The 15,663-nt window shown below is 52.9% G+C and carries 15 protein-coding genes and 1 tRNA gene; 6 read left to right on the top strand and 10 right to left on the bottom strand.

All coding sequences use genetic code 11. The annotated features are described in order from the left end of the window. Nucleotides 1-6: 6 nt before the first annotated feature. Nucleotides 7-1,380, top strand: a complete 1,374-nt coding sequence (locus RC74_RS18065) for an aspartate aminotransferase family protein (protein ID WP_039000800.1) — start codon at nt 7-9, stop codon at nt 1,378-1,380. Between the two features lie 991 nt (nt 1,381-2,371). Here the strand turns inward: RC74_RS18065 and RC74_RS18070 are convergent. The 9 genes from RC74_RS18070 to iscR form a co-directional block, all read right to left on the bottom strand. Continuing rightward, nucleotides 2,372-2,448 (bottom strand) — tRNA-Arg (locus RC74_RS18070). 227 nt (nt 2,449-2,675) lie between these two features. Next, nucleotides 2,676-3,896: a cysteine desulfurase gene (locus tag RC74_RS18075; RefSeq protein ID WP_039000801.1), complete on the bottom strand. Its 1,221-nt coding sequence runs from the start codon at nt 3,894-3,896 to the stop codon at nt 2,676-2,678. Nucleotides 3,897-3,911: 15 nt separating this feature from the next. After that, nucleotides 3,912-4,478, bottom strand: a complete 567-nt coding sequence (locus tag RC74_RS18080; RefSeq protein WP_039000802.1) for a YIP1 family protein — start codon at nt 4,476-4,478, stop codon at nt 3,912-3,914. After that, a complete protein-coding gene (locus RC74_RS18085; protein ID WP_039000803.1) occupies nt 4,475-4,975 on the bottom strand; it encodes a hypothetical protein in 501 nt (166 codons plus the stop codon). Before RC74_RS18085 ends, RC74_RS18080 begins: the two co-directional genes overlap by 4 nt. A gap of 3 nt (nt 4,976-4,978) precedes the next feature. Next, nucleotides 4,979-6,250, bottom strand: coding sequence for a Fe-S cluster assembly protein SufD (gene sufD, locus RC74_RS18090; protein ID WP_039000804.1), 1,272 nt, complete (start codon nt 6,248-6,250; stop codon nt 4,979-4,981). Beyond that, entirely contained in the window at nt 6,250-7,005 is a 756-nt protein-coding gene (gene sufC, locus RC74_RS18095) for a Fe-S cluster assembly ATPase SufC (protein WP_039000805.1), read from the bottom strand. The genes sufD and sufC overlap by 1 nt, the downstream gene beginning before the upstream one ends. Before the next feature lie 125 nt (nt 7,006-7,130). After that, nucleotides 7,131-8,636: a Fe-S cluster assembly protein SufB gene (gene sufB / locus RC74_RS18100; RefSeq protein ID WP_039000806.1), complete on the bottom strand. Its 1,506-nt coding sequence runs from the start codon at nt 8,634-8,636 to the stop codon at nt 7,131-7,133. A gap of 50 nt (nt 8,637-8,686) precedes the next feature. Beyond that, nucleotides 8,687-9,757, bottom strand: coding sequence for a cysteine desulfurase family protein (locus RC74_RS18105; protein WP_039000807.1), 1,071 nt, complete (start codon nt 9,755-9,757; stop codon nt 8,687-8,689). 8 nt (nt 9,758-9,765) lie between these two features. Continuing rightward, nucleotides 9,766-10,227 (bottom strand): Fe-S cluster assembly transcriptional regulator IscR, encoded by a 462-nt coding sequence (gene iscR, locus RC74_RS18110; protein WP_039000808.1) that lies wholly within the window; start codon nt 10,225-10,227, stop codon nt 9,766-9,768. A 246-nt stretch (nt 10,228-10,473) separates the two neighbouring features. Here iscR and RC74_RS18115 point away from each other — a divergent pair, with 246 nt between their 5' ends. The 5 genes from RC74_RS18115 (at nt 10,474) to typA (ending at nt 15,286) form a co-directional block, all read left to right on the top strand. Beyond that, nucleotides 10,474-11,127 (top strand): alpha/beta hydrolase, encoded by a 654-nt coding sequence (locus tag RC74_RS18115; RefSeq protein WP_039000809.1) that lies wholly within the window; start codon nt 10,474-10,476, stop codon nt 11,125-11,127. A gap of 2 nt (nt 11,128-11,129) precedes the next feature. After that, nucleotides 11,130-11,363 (top strand): hypothetical protein, encoded by a 234-nt coding sequence (locus tag RC74_RS18120; protein ID WP_039000810.1) that lies wholly within the window; start codon nt 11,130-11,132, stop codon nt 11,361-11,363. 6 nt (nt 11,364-11,369) lie between these two features. After that, nucleotides 11,370-11,957: an HD domain-containing protein gene (locus RC74_RS18125; protein WP_039000812.1), complete on the top strand. Its 588-nt coding sequence runs from the start codon at nt 11,370-11,372 to the stop codon at nt 11,955-11,957. A gap of 138 nt (nt 11,958-12,095) precedes the next feature. Continuing rightward, nucleotides 12,096-13,304: an NADP-dependent isocitrate dehydrogenase gene (locus RC74_RS18130; protein ID WP_039000813.1), complete on the top strand. Its 1,209-nt coding sequence runs from the start codon at nt 12,096-12,098 to the stop codon at nt 13,302-13,304. Between the two features lie 167 nt (nt 13,305-13,471). Next, a complete protein-coding gene (gene typA, locus RC74_RS18135) occupies nt 13,472-15,286 on the top strand; it encodes a translational GTPase TypA (RefSeq protein WP_039000814.1) in 1,815 nt (604 codons plus the stop codon). Between the two features lie 88 nt (nt 15,287-15,374). Here the strand turns inward: typA and RC74_RS18140 are convergent, their stop codons facing one another. After that, on the bottom strand, nt 15,375-15,662 hold the full coding sequence (locus tag RC74_RS18140) for a DUF1330 domain-containing protein (RefSeq protein WP_039000815.1): 288 nt from the start codon (nt 15,660-15,662) through the stop codon (nt 15,375-15,377). Nucleotide 15,663 lies beyond the last annotated feature (1 nt).

Below are 15,663 nucleotides of genomic sequence, written 5' to 3' on the forward strand. Positions count from 1 at the left end.
ACTAATATGCTGACTAATGATACACTCGGGCAATGGGATCGGGAAAACTTTTTTCACCCCTCCACACATCTTGCACAACATGCGCGCGGCGAAACACCAACACGCGTGATCAAGACCGCCTCAGGCGTTTATATCGAAGACCGTGACGGCAACAAAATGCTCGACGCTTTTGCGGGGCTTTACTGTGTGAACGTCGGCTATGGCCGTCAGGAAATCGCCGAAGCCATTGCGGATCAGGCGCGCGAGTTGGCCTATTACCACTCCTATGTTGGCCATGGCACCGAAGCCTCAATCACGCTTTCCAAAATGATCCTTGATCGCGCCCCTTCGAATATGTCCAAGGTTTATTTCGGCTTGGGCGGCTCTGACGCGAACGAAACCAACGTCAAATTGATCTGGTATTACAACAACATCCTTGGACGTCCCGAGAAGAAAAAGATCATCTCGCGCTGGCGCGGCTACCACGGATCGGGCCTTGTGACCGGATCGCTGACAGGGTTGGACCTATTCCACAAGAAGTTCGATTTGCCCATGTCGCAGGTCATCCACACTGAAGCACCGTATTACTTCCGCCGCGACAATCTCGATCAAAGCGAAGCCGAGTTTGTGGCTCATTGCGTGGCCGCATTGGAGGCACAGATTGAACGTGAAGGTGCGGATACCATTGCAGCCTTCATTGGCGAGCCGATACTGGGAACCGGTGGCATTGTTCCACCACCAGAAGGCTATTGGGCCGCGATCCAAGCCGTTTTGCGCAAGCATGACATTCTGCTTGTGGCCGATGAAGTTGTCACTGGATTTGGCCGTTTAGGGACCATGTTTGGCTCGGATCACTACGGGATGGAATCCGATATTATCACCATCGCTAAAGGCCTGACTTCGGCTTACGCCCCCCTCTCAGGCTCCATCATCTCTGACAAAGTTTGGAAAGTTCTGGAGCAAGGCACGGATGAGAACGGCGCAATCGGACACGGTTGGACCTATTCTGCGCACCCGATTGGGGCTGCTGCGGGTGTGGCAAACCTCAAGCTGATTGATGACCTGAACCTGATCGAAAACGCGGGCACCATCGGCGCATACTTGAAAAAGTCGATGCAAGAAGCCCTGTCCGAGCATGCCAATGTTGGCGACGTGCGCGGCGAAGGAATGCTCTGTGCGGTCGAGTTTGTAAAAGACAAGGATAGCCGCACGTACTTTGATGCGGCTGATAAAATCGGTCCGCAAATATCGGCAACCTTGTTGGCACAAGACAAGGTGATTGCGCGCGCGATGCCCCAAGGCGATATCCTTGGTTTCGCCCCGCCATTCTGCCTTAGCCGCGAAGAAGCCGACACCGTTGTCGCGGCAACGGCGCGGGCTGTGAAAACAGTCTTGGGCTAGTCAAAATAATAATGACGCCTGCTAACCCCATGGGGTTAGCAGGCGTCATTTGTCATTCCTAAGCACGGATGCTTTAAGCTATCCACCGTAACGGAAAAACATTGCGGGCGTCCAAATCAACATCCGCAATAAAGCCGGTGTAGCCTTTGCTTGCGTTGGAAGCTTTGTAGTTTTTTTGATCGCGTCCACTGAAGGGCAACCCACGCCCAACAACCTGCACTTGCCCCAGTTTATTTCCGGACCCGTTCGAACAATCTTTGCCTATGAATGGTGACGGGACACAGACGCGTTTCGGCGTGATGCAGTGTGCATCGCAACCACGCCTCAAGTTTCATCAGATTTGGTGTAGGGCATTCGACGCTGAACAAGTTAACAACACGATGATCTTATGTCGGGACCACAAAAAACCACCACCACCAAAGCTCACATCGGCCATGACTTAAAAATGCCTAATTGTACTGCCCTCAATGCTGTACGCCCTCGATCCGGCTCCATACTTCGCCTAGCCGATCTGAGTTGGTCTTGACCGGCCTTATTCAATCGCATTCTGGTCATCTGACGAATTCTTTCAGGCCTTAACGTCCTGAATGGCTTCTTTCGAGATATGGTCGAGTTCATTTGCGCCTGCAGCGAATGTATGGAATCCACCGTTCGTGTCCGATACCACGTTCACAAAGGAAAAGATCGTAACCGTTGGTTAGTGACTCTAAAACGTCAACTGCGCCTACTGCGAGTGAAGCAGATTGGCCGCTCAAGGTAGATTCCGGTTCGACTGCCAAGCCCAAGCATTAATCAAGGGCAGCCGGTGTTCCCGGACACATGAATTCAATAAGAATAGAAGCTCTCAGCAGAGCCTCATAATACCCTATACTTATCAGCTAATTGATGTATTTTTCAGGTATTTTAGCGTATAACGCTTGACACGGCGTGCATCAGAAAACGCCGTTTTGTGCATCCTTATGCCTGCACTGCAAAGTACTTGTTTTTGCAGTGGTGGTCCCGACGCGATTCGAACGCGTGACCTTTCGCTTCGGAGGCGAACACTCTATCCAGCTGAGCTACGGGACCACATATCTGAAAATTGCGACAAATACACACAAGCCACAAGATTATTCTTTATTTTCAACACCCTAGATAGATCAATACCCCCCTTCGGAGGGCAGCGCTCTATCCAGCTGAGCTACGGGTGCGCCTTGCGTTTACATAGGCCATTGATGCGCGCCCTGCAATCGAAAATCTCTGGCTTTTTCGATTGAGTGAATTTCGGAAAACCAGCTCTCTGAACCGTCAATCTGTTAGCCCAAAAGGTCGTGGCAAAGTTCGAGCGCGTCGATAAGGGCGTCAACTTCTTCGACGGTGTTGTACATACCAAAACTTGCGCGCGCGGTGGCTGTCACGCCGAGAAAGGCCATAAGTGGTTGGGCACAATGGTGGCCAGCGCGCACAGCAACGCCTTTTTTATCCAGAACCGTCGAGACGTCATGTGCATGTGCCGCGCCCGCGAGTGTCATCGAGAAAATTGCCGCCTTGGACGCGGAATTTCCTTGGATTGTCAGCCAGTTAAGCCCGTCAAACTTTAGATTCGCATAATCGCGAAGTTTGGCTTCGTGCGCGGCAATATTGTCCATGCCAATGTCCATGAGATAGTCCAGAGCCGCGCCAAACCCAATAATTGGCACAATCGCAGGGGTCCCCGCCTCAAACTTCATCGGTGGATCATTGTAACTCACACAGTCCCGCGAAACCTCGCGGATCATATCGCCGCCGCCAAGGAAGGGGCGCATTTCAGCCATACGTTCGGGGCGAATATAAATCGCACCACAGCCCGACGGGCCATATAGCTTGTGACCAGTAATCGCATAGAAATCACAGCCGATATCTTGGACATCAACTGGCGCATGAACGGCCCCCTGCGAGCCGTCGACGAGCACAGGAACGCCTTTTTCATGCGCGCCTTTGGTGATCGCTTTGACGTCCACGACGGTCCCCAAGACATTGGAGACCTGCGTGACGGCGATAAGTTTTGTGCGGGGTGTAATGGCATCGAGAACGGCCTGTGGGTCTAGGTCCCCCGTCTCATCAGTTTCCACCCAAACGAGTTTGACCCCCAACCGCTCTCGCAGAAAATGCCACGGGACGATGTTGGCATGGTGCTCCATGATCGACAAAATGATCTCGTCTCCCGCCTCCATACGCGGCGCGGCCCAGGCATAAGAGACCATATTGATGGCCTCGGTCGTGCCTGAGGTGAACACGATGTGGTCCTCAGACAGCGCATTCAAAAACTGTGCGACTTTGCCACGCACGGCTTCATATTTGTCGGTCGCGAGATTAGAAAGATAGTGTAAACCACGGTGAACATTGGAATATTCATGTGAATAGGCGTTTGCAATGGTGTCGATAACCACTTGCGGCTTTTGGGCCGAAGCGCCGTTGTCGAGGTAAACCAACGGTTTACCATTCACCTCCCGCGAAAGAATTGGGAAGTCGGAACGAATTTTTTCGATATCATACATAGTGAAGTCCAAACCTTAAGCCGGCACGATCCCAAACAGGGAAACGAAGAAAATGAGAACAAGCGACAAAACAAAAAGGACACCGACAATCAATAGAAACGCCATACCAGTGCTGCGCAATTTATGGGCTTCTGCGAGGAAGCCCGCCATAAGATAAAGGAGATATGGAAGACCAATGAGAAGCGTCATGCCGCTTAGAGTTGGGCTGATGGTCGAGGCGAGGGCAATAATGAGCGGCAGCAGCATCATAAAACCTTGATGGGCGATCATTGCCATTGCTATATCTTGCAACGTGCCTGTCCCCTCCACGGTTCGTCCCGCCCAATAAAACAGGATCGTGGACAGCACGATATTGGAAGCGGCAACAATGACATAGCCAATGGGAGTGGGCGCGACCACGCCTTCTGCAACGGGTGCAATAAGGGTGACAACAAAGCCCATAATACCAGTCAAAACAGACACGAGTGCCGCCAGTTGGACAAGCACCCTGCCCTGAATTCCAAGATCAAGGACGACCCGCATTCCCACGCGAGGCTTGGTCGCTAACAGGAGAAGCAGGTTTTGAATATCTATGCGGGTCACGTTTCCAGCGCTCCTAAATAGGTTGCTGCAGCCCGCAGACAAAAGCCGAACATTCCGAAAAAAACAACCGCTAACACGATATTAACCGATGTTAACGCAGGACCGTTACCAATAAGGCCAGCCACCAAACCTTGCAACAACCACACGGGAGTCGACACTAGCAACGCCCAAAAAAGCGCCATGCGGGTGGTGAAACCATGAGCCTGCATGCGGATAAGTTTTTGCAAAATTACGACGACAAAACTGACGGCATAAAGAGCGAGCGGCATGAAAAACAACCAGCCAAGGATCGCCGCGCCAACACGCGCGTCAAATTCAATCGACGGATCAAGATAGGTTTCCCGAGCCAATCGCGGCAGTTGTGCAATGAAAATCACCACGACGGCAATCATCAAATACGCCAAAACCCGCGATTCACTAACGCCCTCGCGCAACTGCCGCGCAAAGGCGCGCGACGGCGCGCGGTAGCTGCCGATCATATCGCGGGTCAGCGACACAGCCTAGCCTTCCAGATTGCGCAGCCAGAGCTCTAGTTGCTCTTGCACGGCTTCACGCGCGCCAACATGCGCGATTTCTTCCAAGGCTTCGGCCAAGAATGCCAAGACCAGAAGTTCCTGCGCCTGACGGGATGGAATTCCACGCGACCGCAAGTAAAACAGAGCTTCGTCGTCAATCGCACCCGTTGTGGAGCCGTGCGAACAGGCCACATCATCCGCGTAGATTTCAAGCTCTGGCTTGGCATAGAACTGTGCGTCATCATCCAACAAAAGCGCTTTGCTGATCTGATAGCCGTCCGTTTTCTGTGCCCCAGCCTTCACAAGGATCTTGCCTTGAAAAACACCCGTCGCACCGTTGCGCAGCACCTTTTTGAAAACCTGACGGCTCTCGCAATTTACCGCATCATGGGTGATGAAAATCGTGTCATCTTGGTGGAAATCAGCGCCGTCGCCCATTGCCGCCCCGCCCACATGCGCGGAGGCTTCGTCGCCGATGATTTCGATGATGCATTCATTGCGCGTCATCGTACCGTTGGCAGACAGGGTGAAGCTTTTGAGGCTGGATTTTGCAGCCATCCGCACGAAAATATGGCTCAACAAAGTGCGTTCATGGTCCCGCCCTTGAAGACGGATATGATCGAATGCTGCGTCTTCGCCAATTTCAACTTCAGTGACGATATTGCTGCGCGTTCCTGCTGTTCCTGTCTCCAAAAGCGTCAGGCTTGCGCCAGCGTCGACCTTGATAACATGGTGCAAAACGGCCTCTGCATCATTCGCAGTATAGCTGATTTGTACGGGACGCGTGACAATTCCAGTGGCACGAACAAGCGCGCCTTGGGGTGCAATCGCCGTATTAAGCGCCGCCAAAGGACGCGCAACCGGCGTCTGGCCCGCGGTCTCAAGCGCGCCGTAAATCCCGTCTGCCCAATGGATATCAGTATTTGCGGAGAGAAGATCGATGGTCAGGTTTTCGCCCGCCAAATCGTCGCTAGCCTCGGCATCAAAAATACCGTCCGTGAACACAAGTGTGAGGGGGGTTAACGAAGCAAACGGGCTTGGATCGCGGTTCAAGCGACCTGTGGGCGCAACGTCGACGCTCACAAACGCATCGGGCCGTGTGTATTTCCAATATTCGTCCCGACGTACAGGAAGTCCTGTGGAACGCACCCGCACCACAGCCGCTTCACGAGCGCTTTTGCTAAAGCCATAAAGCACGTCCGACAAGCCGGACAGATGAGCCTCCAAGGCGTTTTCTTCTACTGCGGCCAATGCCATTATTCGGCCTCCTCAAGAAGATCGGCGTAACCGTTGTTTTCAACTTCAAGCGCCAATTCCGGCCCGCCAGATTTGATGATACGACCATTGGACATGATGTGAACCACGTCTGGGATAATGTGGTCCAAAAGGCGTTGATAGTGGGTGATCACAAGGAAGCTGCGCTCGCCGTCGCGAAGGGCGTTTACACCCTCGGCGACAAGTTTCATCGCATCGACATCAAGGCCAGAGTCCGTCTCGTCGAGGACGCAAAGCTTAGGCGCCAACATCGCCATTTGCAGAATTTCGTTCCGCTTTTTCTCGCCACCAGAGAAGCCAACGTTTACGGGACGTTTCAGCATCTCCGCGTCGATCTTGAGGGCTTTTGCTTGGATGCGAACTTCTTTTAGGAACTCCCCAGCGGAGAGTTCTTCTTCGCCACGGGCTTTGCGTTGTGAATTCACCGCGGTGCGCAGGAAGGTCATATTCCCAACGCCGGGAATTTCTACAGGGTATTGAAACGCAAGGAAAACACCCGCTGCGGCGCGCTCTTCGGGATCAAGATCAAGCATATCCTTGCCCTCAACTTCAATCGAGCCTTCAGTCACAACATAACCGTCACGGCCAGCCAAAACATAAGACGTTGTCGATTTACCCGAGCCGTTGGGCCCCATAATCGCGTGGACTTCGCCTTTGCCGATCGAGAGGTTCACCCCCTTAAGGATTTGCTTGTCTTCTTCTTCAAGCTTGACGTGCAGGTTTTTGATTTCTAACATTTTATTCTCATTTCAAGTATTGCAAGAGATGGCGGAAAACCGAAGGATCAGTCTTCAATCTGCCAAAATTGCAGTGTTTAAATTAGGAGCGACGGCGCCAAAACAATGGCGCCGAAATACAAAGGTCATCCAACAGAGCCTTCAAGCGAGATCGCAACCAAAGCCTGTGCTTCCATCGCAAATTCCATCGGGAGGGCCTGAAGTACGTCTTTACAGAACCCATTGACCACAAGCGCAACCGCGTCTTCTTCGCCAATGCCACGTTGGCGGCAATAGAAGAGTTGATCGTCGTCAACTTTGCTGGTGGTCGCCTCGTGTTCAACGCGGCTCGAGTTGTTTTTAACTTCAATATACGGAACCGTGTGCGCCCCGCATTTGTCGCCAATCAACAGGCTGTCACATTGGGTGAAATTTCGGCTATTTTTCGCCTTGGGGTGCATCGACACAAGACCGCGATAGGTATTCTGCGCCCTGCCCGCCGAAATGCCCTTCGAAACGATCCGTGATTTCGTATCGCGTCCGAGGTGCACCATTTTCGTACCCGTATCGGCTTGCTGATAGTTGTTGGCAATCGCAATGGAGTAAAACTCGCCTTGGCTCTCGTTGCCGCGCAGAATGCAGGATGGGTATTTCCAAGTTACCGCAGAACCGGTTTCAACCTGTGTCCACATGATTTTCGCCCGATCGCCACGGCAATCCGCACGTTTCGTTACGAAGTTGTAAATCCCGCCAACGCCGTTTTCATCGCCCGGATACCAGTTTTGGACCGTGGAATACTTAACTTCGGCATCTTCTTCGATGATGATTTCAACGACGGCCGCGTGCAACTGAGCGACGTCACGTTTGGGAGCGGTACAGCCCTCCAGATAGCTCACATAGCTGCCTTTGTCGGCAATAATCAATGTACGTTCAAACTGGCCAGTATTCTCGGCATTAATCCGGAAATACGTAGACAATTCCATCGGGCAGCGCACGCCAGGGGGCACGTAAACGAACGAACCATCCGAGAAAACCGCGCTATTAAGCGTCGCATAGAAGTTGTCCGAAACCGGCACAACCGATCCCAAATACTTCTTCACCAAGTCAGGATATTTCTTAATCGCTTCGGAAATCGAACAGAAAATCACACCGACTTTTTCAAGATCTTTCTGAAAAGTTGTGCCCAAGGACACCGAGTCAAACACCGCATCAACGGCAACTTTGCGCTCGCCTTCAGGCGCTTCAACACCGGCAAGAAGCGCTTGCTCTTTCAAGGGAATACCAAGCTTCTTGTATGTTTCCAGAAGCTTAGGATCGACATCATCCAAGGACTTTGGCTTTTCTTCCATGCTTTTTGGACGCGCGTAATAGTAGATATCTTGGAAGTCGATGTCGTGATAGTTTACCATCGCCCATTTCGGCTCTGTCAGGTTTTCCCAGCGCGCAAACGCGTTAAGGCGCCATTCGGTCATCCATTCTGGTTCATCGTTCTTGCTGGAAATCAACTTCACAATATCAGGGTTCACGCCTTTAGGAGCGTATTCCATCTCAATTTCAGTGTTCCAGCCGTGTTTATATGTGCCCGCTAGCGAATTTACCGCGTCAACGGTCTCAACTTCTACACCGTCTTTGACTTTAACCTGATCCAAAATGGACCTCCTAACTTCTTATGCCCGAAGGCGAATTTCCACCCAAAAGGGCCTTATCTGCGCGCCGCGTGGCGCTTGTATGCTGCGGTCCAAGCTTCTGCAAAACGCAGCACTTGATCCTCAGTTGTGTTCGGTCCGATGGAAACGCGCAAAGCACACGAGGCCTCTTGATCGCTAAATCCCATCGCCCGAAGAACTCGGCTCGCACGGACTTTTCCCGACGAACACGCCGAGCCAGCCGAAACGGCAAACCCTGCAAGATCCATCTGCATCACTTGCGTTTCCCCCTTCCAACCGGGTGTGAGGAAACAACTTGTATTCGGAAGCCGCGCGCTCCTATTCCCGACAAAAATAGTCTCTTTCACAGATTCTGCCAGTGCTTTTTCTAGAATGTTTCTAAGTTTGTCAATTTCCGCCCAAATTCCAGAGTCCAAATCCCGTTTTGCGGCCTTTGCAGCCGCCCCAAATCCGGCGAGTCCGATCACATTCTCGGTACCCGAACGGCGGCCCATTTCTTGACCTCCGCCAAGCGCGTTTTCGATCTCGACACCCTTGCCCAAAATCAAAGCCGCGGCCCCCTTCGGCCCTCCGAACTTATGCCCAGAACAAATAGCCGCCTGCGCATAAGCCTCTGAAAAGTTGAACGGAACCTTGCCGATCACCTGTGTTGCATCAACCATCCCGATGGGGCGTCGCTTGACCGCAGATTGCAAAACACCTGTCTCGGAATTGGCGACTTGCAAGGTACTCAGCGGCGCGTTTTTGTCCCAAATAATCTGACCATCGGGATCCACAGGAATAATTTCAGAACCCGCGCAGGCTTCAATTTGTGCAATCACCGCATCGTGTTCAATTTCTGCGCCCGTTAGGTCTGATTTTCCCGCAAACCACATTTGAGCGGCTTCAGTCGCCGAACTTGCGAAGGCAATATCCTGCGGATCACAGCCCGCAAGGTCCGCCACTTGTGCGCGGGCGCGCTCGACCAATGCCTTGGCCACGCGCCCTTCTGAATGCACGCTCGACGGATTTCCGACCACATCCATCGCCGCAATCATCGCGTCACGCGCCTCTTGCCTGAGGGGCGCGGTCGCATTCCAATCCAAATATACTCTGAGGTGCCGCATTTTCCCGCCTACTCGTCGTCAACGACTTCAAGAAGGTTCGGAACCGCCGGACAGGGGATCACCCCATTCTCAATCACATCAGAAAGACGTGTTTGGTGTAAAAACACATAGACGTTGGCGCTAAGACCTTCCCACAGCCGGTTGGTCAGACTCTGCGCACGACTACCAGACGCACCACCACTGGCTCCCGCCCCTTTATGCATCGCAGATACCGTTTCATCCACCGCACCAAAAATCTCGGACACGCGAATGGCGTCAGCACTGCGCGCCAAGCGATACCCGCCCCCAGGACCGCGCACCGAAACCACAAGCTCCGCGCGGCGCAAACGCACAAAAAGCTGCTCCAGATATGGAAGAGAAATGTCTTGGCGACGCGAAATCTCGCCCAGTGACGTCGGCTTCCCTTCAGGTTGCAACGCCAAGTCCGTGAGGGCAACCATGGCGTAACGCCCTTTTGTGCTCAATTTCATTGGTCTCTCCTAGCCGCAATTCGGGTTACAGCGCCCTTTTTCAAACAGTTTCCGATATCTTCACCTCGGATTGGCCTCAAAAATCGGTATTTCATTGACGAAAGGCAGTACGCACCTTAGGTCAGACAAGATCGTTTGGTCGCTATCGACCCCATAGTTAGAATTATTCTAAATTACCTGAGGCTTTCCGTCAAGATTGCCAGAGCAATTTAGATCAAACGCAATAGAAAGAGACAGGGACCCCTCATGCCCGAAGTAATTTTTCCCGGCCCCGAAGGCCGCCTCGAAGGCCGTTACCACCCGCAAAGACCAAAGGATGCGCCGATTGCAATCATTTTGCATCCGCATCCGCAGTTTGGCGGCACGATGAACAACAAAGTTGTCTACAACATGCACTACGCCTTTTATAAAATGGGCTTTACCGTGTTGCGGTTCAATTTTCGCGGCGTTGGCCGTAGCCAAGGCGAGTATGATCAAGGGATTGGCGAATTGTCGGATGCCGCGAGCGCGTTGGACTATTTGCAATCGATGAACCCGAACGCCAAACATTGCTGGGTTGCTGGCTTTAGCTTTGGTGCGTGGATTGGCATGCAGCTTTTGATGCGGCGGCCCGAGATCACCGGATTCATTTCCGCGTCGCCCCCCGCGAATATGTATGACTTCAGCTTTCTTGCACCCTGCCCCGCGTCTGGCCTGATTATCAACGGCACCGCCGACCGCGTCGCACCGCCTGCGGATACACGCGCGCTTGTGGACAAATTGCACGAGCAAAAAGGCATCACAATTACCCATACCGAACTTGAAGGGTCTGGCCACTTCTTTGAAGAGCCACATATGGACACGATGATCGGCCACGTGGATACATATGTACGCCGTCGTTTAACTGAGAACACCCGTTAATCATGGGTGTTCTTGATGATCTCGCAGACGAACTCGCCCGTGACGCACTTGATGCGGGCGACAGGATGGGTCAAAACGAATACTATAGGGAAGTGGCGAAAGTTCTGAGTGAAAGCTCAGCGACGCTTGAAGAAACCTTCCTAACGTCAATCCGCATCCGCCTTGCGGAACGGCGTGGGCGGGCGTTTTTGACCGAATCCCTTTCGGATTTTGCCAAAGGGGCAAGAAAGGCCTAGTTCCTGATGAAGCACTCCTCGTTTCTTGCCCAACAGTTCGCTTTTCTCGAAGAAGCTGATCGCCTGAAAAATATCCTGCGGGCGACACCGATCCACGACGATTCCCGACCTGAGAATTCTGGTGAACACAGTTGGCACGTCGCCCTTTATGCTATGGTCCTTGCGGGTCACGCAGCCCCAGAAGTGCGTATCGATCGCGTCATCAAAATGCTACTTCTGCATGATCTGGTCGAAATTGATGCGGGCGACACCCCCATTCACGGGGATTTTGATGCCGCCGAGCAAGAGGCCAAGGAGAAGTTGGCCGCAGATCGGATTTTCGGCCTTTTACCCGCCGCTCAGGCGCTTGAATTCCGCGCGTTGTGGGATGAATTTGAAGCCGCCGAAACACCCGACGCAATCTTTGGGAAATCCATCGACCGTGTGCAACCGCTGGCGCTGAATATGGCATCCGGTGGCGGTTCATGGCGCGAATATAACGTCACTTTGGATCAAATCGACGCACGCGTTGGCACAAAAGTCGCGCGCGGCGCGCCGACGGTTTGGACTTATATCCGCGCCCGCGTTGAACACTTCTTCGTCACTCAAGACTAGTATACCGACTCAATGATTTTCAAAGCTAGGGTCGCCGTTTGTTTTTGAAATATGTATACAATAGTATACACACTTTGACTTTCCCCAAATTTGAGCTACAAGCGGCACAATCCGACTCACCTAACCAAGAGGCCTCCCATGACCAAAATCAAGGTGGAAAATCCCGTTGTCGAACTCGACGGCGACGAAATGACCCGCATAATTTGGCAATTTATCAAAGACAAGTTGATCCTGCCCTACCTCGATATTGATCTCAAATATTATGATTTGGGCATCATGTCGCGGGACGACACCAATGACCAAATCACGATCGACTCTGCCGAAGCGATCAAGAAATATGGCGTTGGCGTCAAATGCGCGACCATCACCCCCGACGAAGCGCGGGTTGAGGAATTTGGCCTGAAGGAAATGTGGCGCTCCCCCAACGGCACGATCCGCAACATTCTCGGCGGCGTTGTGTTTCGCCAACCGATCATTTGCAAAAACGTGCCGCGCCTTGTTCCCGGTTGGACAAAACCCATCGTCATTGGCCGCCACGCGTTCGGCGATCAGTACAAAGCCACCGATTTCCGCTTTCCGGGCAAAGGAAAACTGACGATGAAATTCGTCGGCGACGACGGCACTGTTATTGAACGCGACGTTTATGACGCGCCTGCCGCGGGTGTGGCCATGGGCATGTACAATCTTGACTCCTCAATCATCGATTTCGCCCGCGCATCGCTCAACTATGGTCTGCAACTGGGTTGGCCCGTGTATCTCTCGACGAAAAACACCATCCTCAAAGCCTATGACGGACGTTTCCTCGACCTATTCCAACAGGTCTATGAGGAAGAATTCGAAGCGGATTTCAAAAAAGCAGGCATTTACTACGAGCACCGCTTGATCGACGACATGGTCGCTTGTGCGATGAAATGGAATGGCGGCTTTGTTTGGGCCTGTAAGAACTATGACGGCGACGTGCAGTCCGACACCGTGGCGCAAGGCTTTGGCTCGCTCGGCCTAATGGCTAGCAAGTTAATGACGCCTGACGGCAAAATCGTCGAAGCAGAAGCGGCCCACGGCACAGTGACGCGTCACTTCCGTCAGCACGAAAAGGGCGAAGCAACCTCGACCAATTCCATCGCGTCGATTTACGCATGGACGGGTGGTTTGAAACACCGCGCCAAGCTCGATGACAATGCACAGCTGATGGCCTTCGCGGAAACGCTTGAGAAAGTGGTCATAGACACCGTTGAAAGCGGCCACATGACCAAAGATCTCGCCCTGCTTGTCGGACCAAACCAAAGCTGGCTCACAACAATGGGCTTCCTTGAGAAAGTTGACACGAACCTGCAAGCCGCCCTTTAGGCCTCCAGCTTTATTGCACTTGCGCCCCCGCTTCGGCGGGGGTACTCGTTCCACATCATTATTTCGCAATAATCCGCCGCGTATTTTGCCACCTTTCGCTTTAGGGGTGGCCTTTTGACGCAAGGCGGGTTACGTCGCGCGCAACTCATCTTTAAAGGCAGGCTCCAATGGAACTTCGCAATATCGCGATTATCGCACACGTTGACCACGGCAAGACCACTTTGGTGGACGAGCTTCTAAAACAATCCGGTACTTACCGCGAAAACCAAGCGACGTCTGAACGCGCGATGGATTCCAACGACCTTGAGCGCGAGCGTGGGATCACCATCCTTGCTAAGGCGACGTCTGTTGAATGGCGTGGCACACGTATCAACATCGTTGACACCCCCGGCCACGCCGATTTCGGCGGCGAAGTTGAGCGCATTCTGTCGATGGTTGACGGCGTTGTTTTGCTTGTGGATGCGGCTGAAGGCCCGATGCCACAAACGAAATTCGTTCTCTCCAAAGCGCTCGCTCTTGGCCTTAAGCCAATCGTTGTTGTCAACAAAGTCGACAAACCCGATGGCGAACCTGACCGCGCCCTTGACGAAGTTTTCGACCTGTTTGGCTCGCTTGATGCGACCGACGCGCAACTCGACTTCCCGCATTTGTATGCCTCTGGCCGTGCCGGCTGGTGTGACAAATCCCTCGACGGCCCCCGCAAAGACCTTTCCGCTCTGTTCGACAAAATCGTTGAGCACGTCGAAGCTCCCGCGCAACAAGCCAATGCAGGCCTCGCCTTCTCGATGCTGGCAACAACCTTGGGTGCCGACCCTTTCCTTGGCCGTATTCTTACGGGCCGCGTGGAAACAGGTACGCTTAAAACCGGCGACGCAATTGTTGCGCTTTCCGGCGATGGCACAAAAATCGAACAATTCCGTGCAACCAAAATCCTTGCGTTCCGTGGCCTTGGCCAACAGCCCATCGACGAAGCTGTCGCAGGCGACATCGTTTCCATCGCAGGCATGAGCAAAGCCACTGTGGCTGATACATTGTGTGATGCGTCCGTTACGGTTGCGATCCCTGCCCAGCCGATTGATCCCCCAACGATCACTGTAACCTTTGGCATCAACGACAGCCCACTTGCTGGTCGCGATGGTAAAAAAGTTCAGTCTCGCGTCATTCGCGACCGTCTGATGAAAGAAGCAGAAAGCAATGTTGCGATCAAAGTAACCGACACTCCGGGCGGCGACGCTTTCGAAGTTGCAGGTCGTGGCGAATTGCAAATGGGTGTCCTCATCGAGAACATGCGTCGCGAAGGCTTTGAGCTTTCCATCTCGCGCCCACAGGTTTTGTTCAATGACATCGATGGCGTTCGTAATGAGCCCATCGAAGAAGTCACAATCGACGTGGATGATGAATATTCCGGTGCTGTGATTGAAAAAATCACAGGCGTACGTAAGGGTGAAATGACCGACATGCGCCAAACAAACGGGAAAACACGCATTATTGCGCTTGTTCCTGCGCGTGGCCTGATCGGGTACCACGGCGAATTCCTCACGGATACTCGTGGTACTGGCGTTATGAACCGTGTGTTCCACAGCTGGGCACCGCACAAAGGCGCCATCCCAGGTCGTCGTGCTGGTGTGTTGATTTCGATGGAAAACGGATCGTCTGTTCCCTACGCGCTTTACAACCTCGAAGATCGCGGAAAATTCTTCATCGGCTCTCAGGAAGAAGTCTATGTCGGTATGATTATCGGCGAGCACACCCGTGAAAACGATCTGGAAGTGAACCCGCTCAAAGGGAAAAAACTTTCAAACGTTCGTGCCAGCGGAACCGACGAAGCTGTTCGTTTGACCACGCCTGTGCGCATGTCTTTGGAAGAAGCGATTGCCTATATCGACAACGACGAACTGGTTGAAGTTACACCTAGCTCCGTCCGTATGCGCAAACGCCACCTTGACCCCCACGAGCGCAAGCGTCACGCGCGCACGAATTAAGCCAAACAAAAACGCGCGCAAACATCTGTTTGCGCGCGTAATAATTTCACATGAGCCGCGCTTAATGCGCGGCTTTTGCGTTTTTAGGTTACTCGGTGGTTTCTACGATCACCAAATCGCGCTCGCTTGCATTGCGTGCATGGCTCAGCGCTTCTTGATATGCTGCGGAATGATAGCAATCATGCGCGGCCTGCAGGCTTGGAAATTTCGCCACTACATTGCGCGAGCGATCATTGCCCTCAAGCTGCTCATAAGCCCCGCCGCGCGCAATAAAATGCCCGCCGTGGTCCGCAATCGCAGGCCCTGCAATAGCCGCATATTTCCCGTAAGCAACGTCATCCGTTACCTTCACATGTGCGATCCAAAGAGCACCCATT

The organism is Falsihalocynthiibacter arcticus (assembly GCF_000812665.2).
In the GTDB taxonomy this organism is placed as follows: domain Bacteria; phylum Pseudomonadota; class Alphaproteobacteria; order Rhodobacterales; family Rhodobacteraceae; genus Falsihalocynthiibacter; species Falsihalocynthiibacter arcticus.

Bases quoted from the DNA above. Each gene is read 5' to 3' on its own strand.
- RC74_RS18065 (WP_039000800.1), top strand. From the start codon at position 7: ATGCTGACTAATGATACACTCGGGCAATGGGATCGGGAAAACTTTTTT.
- RC74_RS18075 (WP_039000801.1), bottom strand. From the start codon at position 3,896: ATGTATGATATCGAAAAAATTCGTTCCGACTTCCCAATTCTTTCGCGG.
- sufD (WP_039000804.1), bottom strand. From the start codon at position 6,250: ATGGCATTGGCCGCAGTAGAAGAAAACGCCTTGGAGGCTCATCTGTCC.
- sufC (WP_039000805.1), bottom strand. From the start codon at position 7,005: ATGTTAGAAATCAAAAACCTGCACGTCAAGCTTGAAGAAGAAGACAAG.
- RC74_RS18105 (WP_039000807.1), bottom strand. From the start codon at position 9,757: ATGCGGCACCTCAGAGTATATTTGGATTGGAATGCGACCGCGCCCCTC.
- iscR (WP_039000808.1), bottom strand. From the start codon at position 10,227: ATGAAATTGAGCACAAAAGGGCGTTACGCCATGGTTGCCCTCACGGAC.
- RC74_RS18115 (WP_039000809.1), top strand. From the start codon at position 10,474: ATGCCCGAAGTAATTTTTCCCGGCCCCGAAGGCCGCCTCGAAGGCCGT.
- RC74_RS18120 (WP_039000810.1), top strand. From the start codon at position 11,130: ATGGGTGTTCTTGATGATCTCGCAGACGAACTCGCCCGTGACGCACTT.
- RC74_RS18125 (WP_039000812.1), top strand. From the start codon at position 11,370: ATGAAGCACTCCTCGTTTCTTGCCCAACAGTTCGCTTTTCTCGAAGAA.
- RC74_RS18130 (WP_039000813.1), top strand. From the start codon at position 12,096: ATGACCAAAATCAAGGTGGAAAATCCCGTTGTCGAACTCGACGGCGAC.
- typA (WP_039000814.1), top strand. From the start codon at position 13,472: ATGGAACTTCGCAATATCGCGATTATCGCACACGTTGACCACGGCAAG.
- RC74_RS18140 (WP_039000815.1), bottom strand. From the start codon at position 15,662: ATGGGTGCTCTTTGGATCGCACATGTGAAGGTAACGGATGACGTTGCT.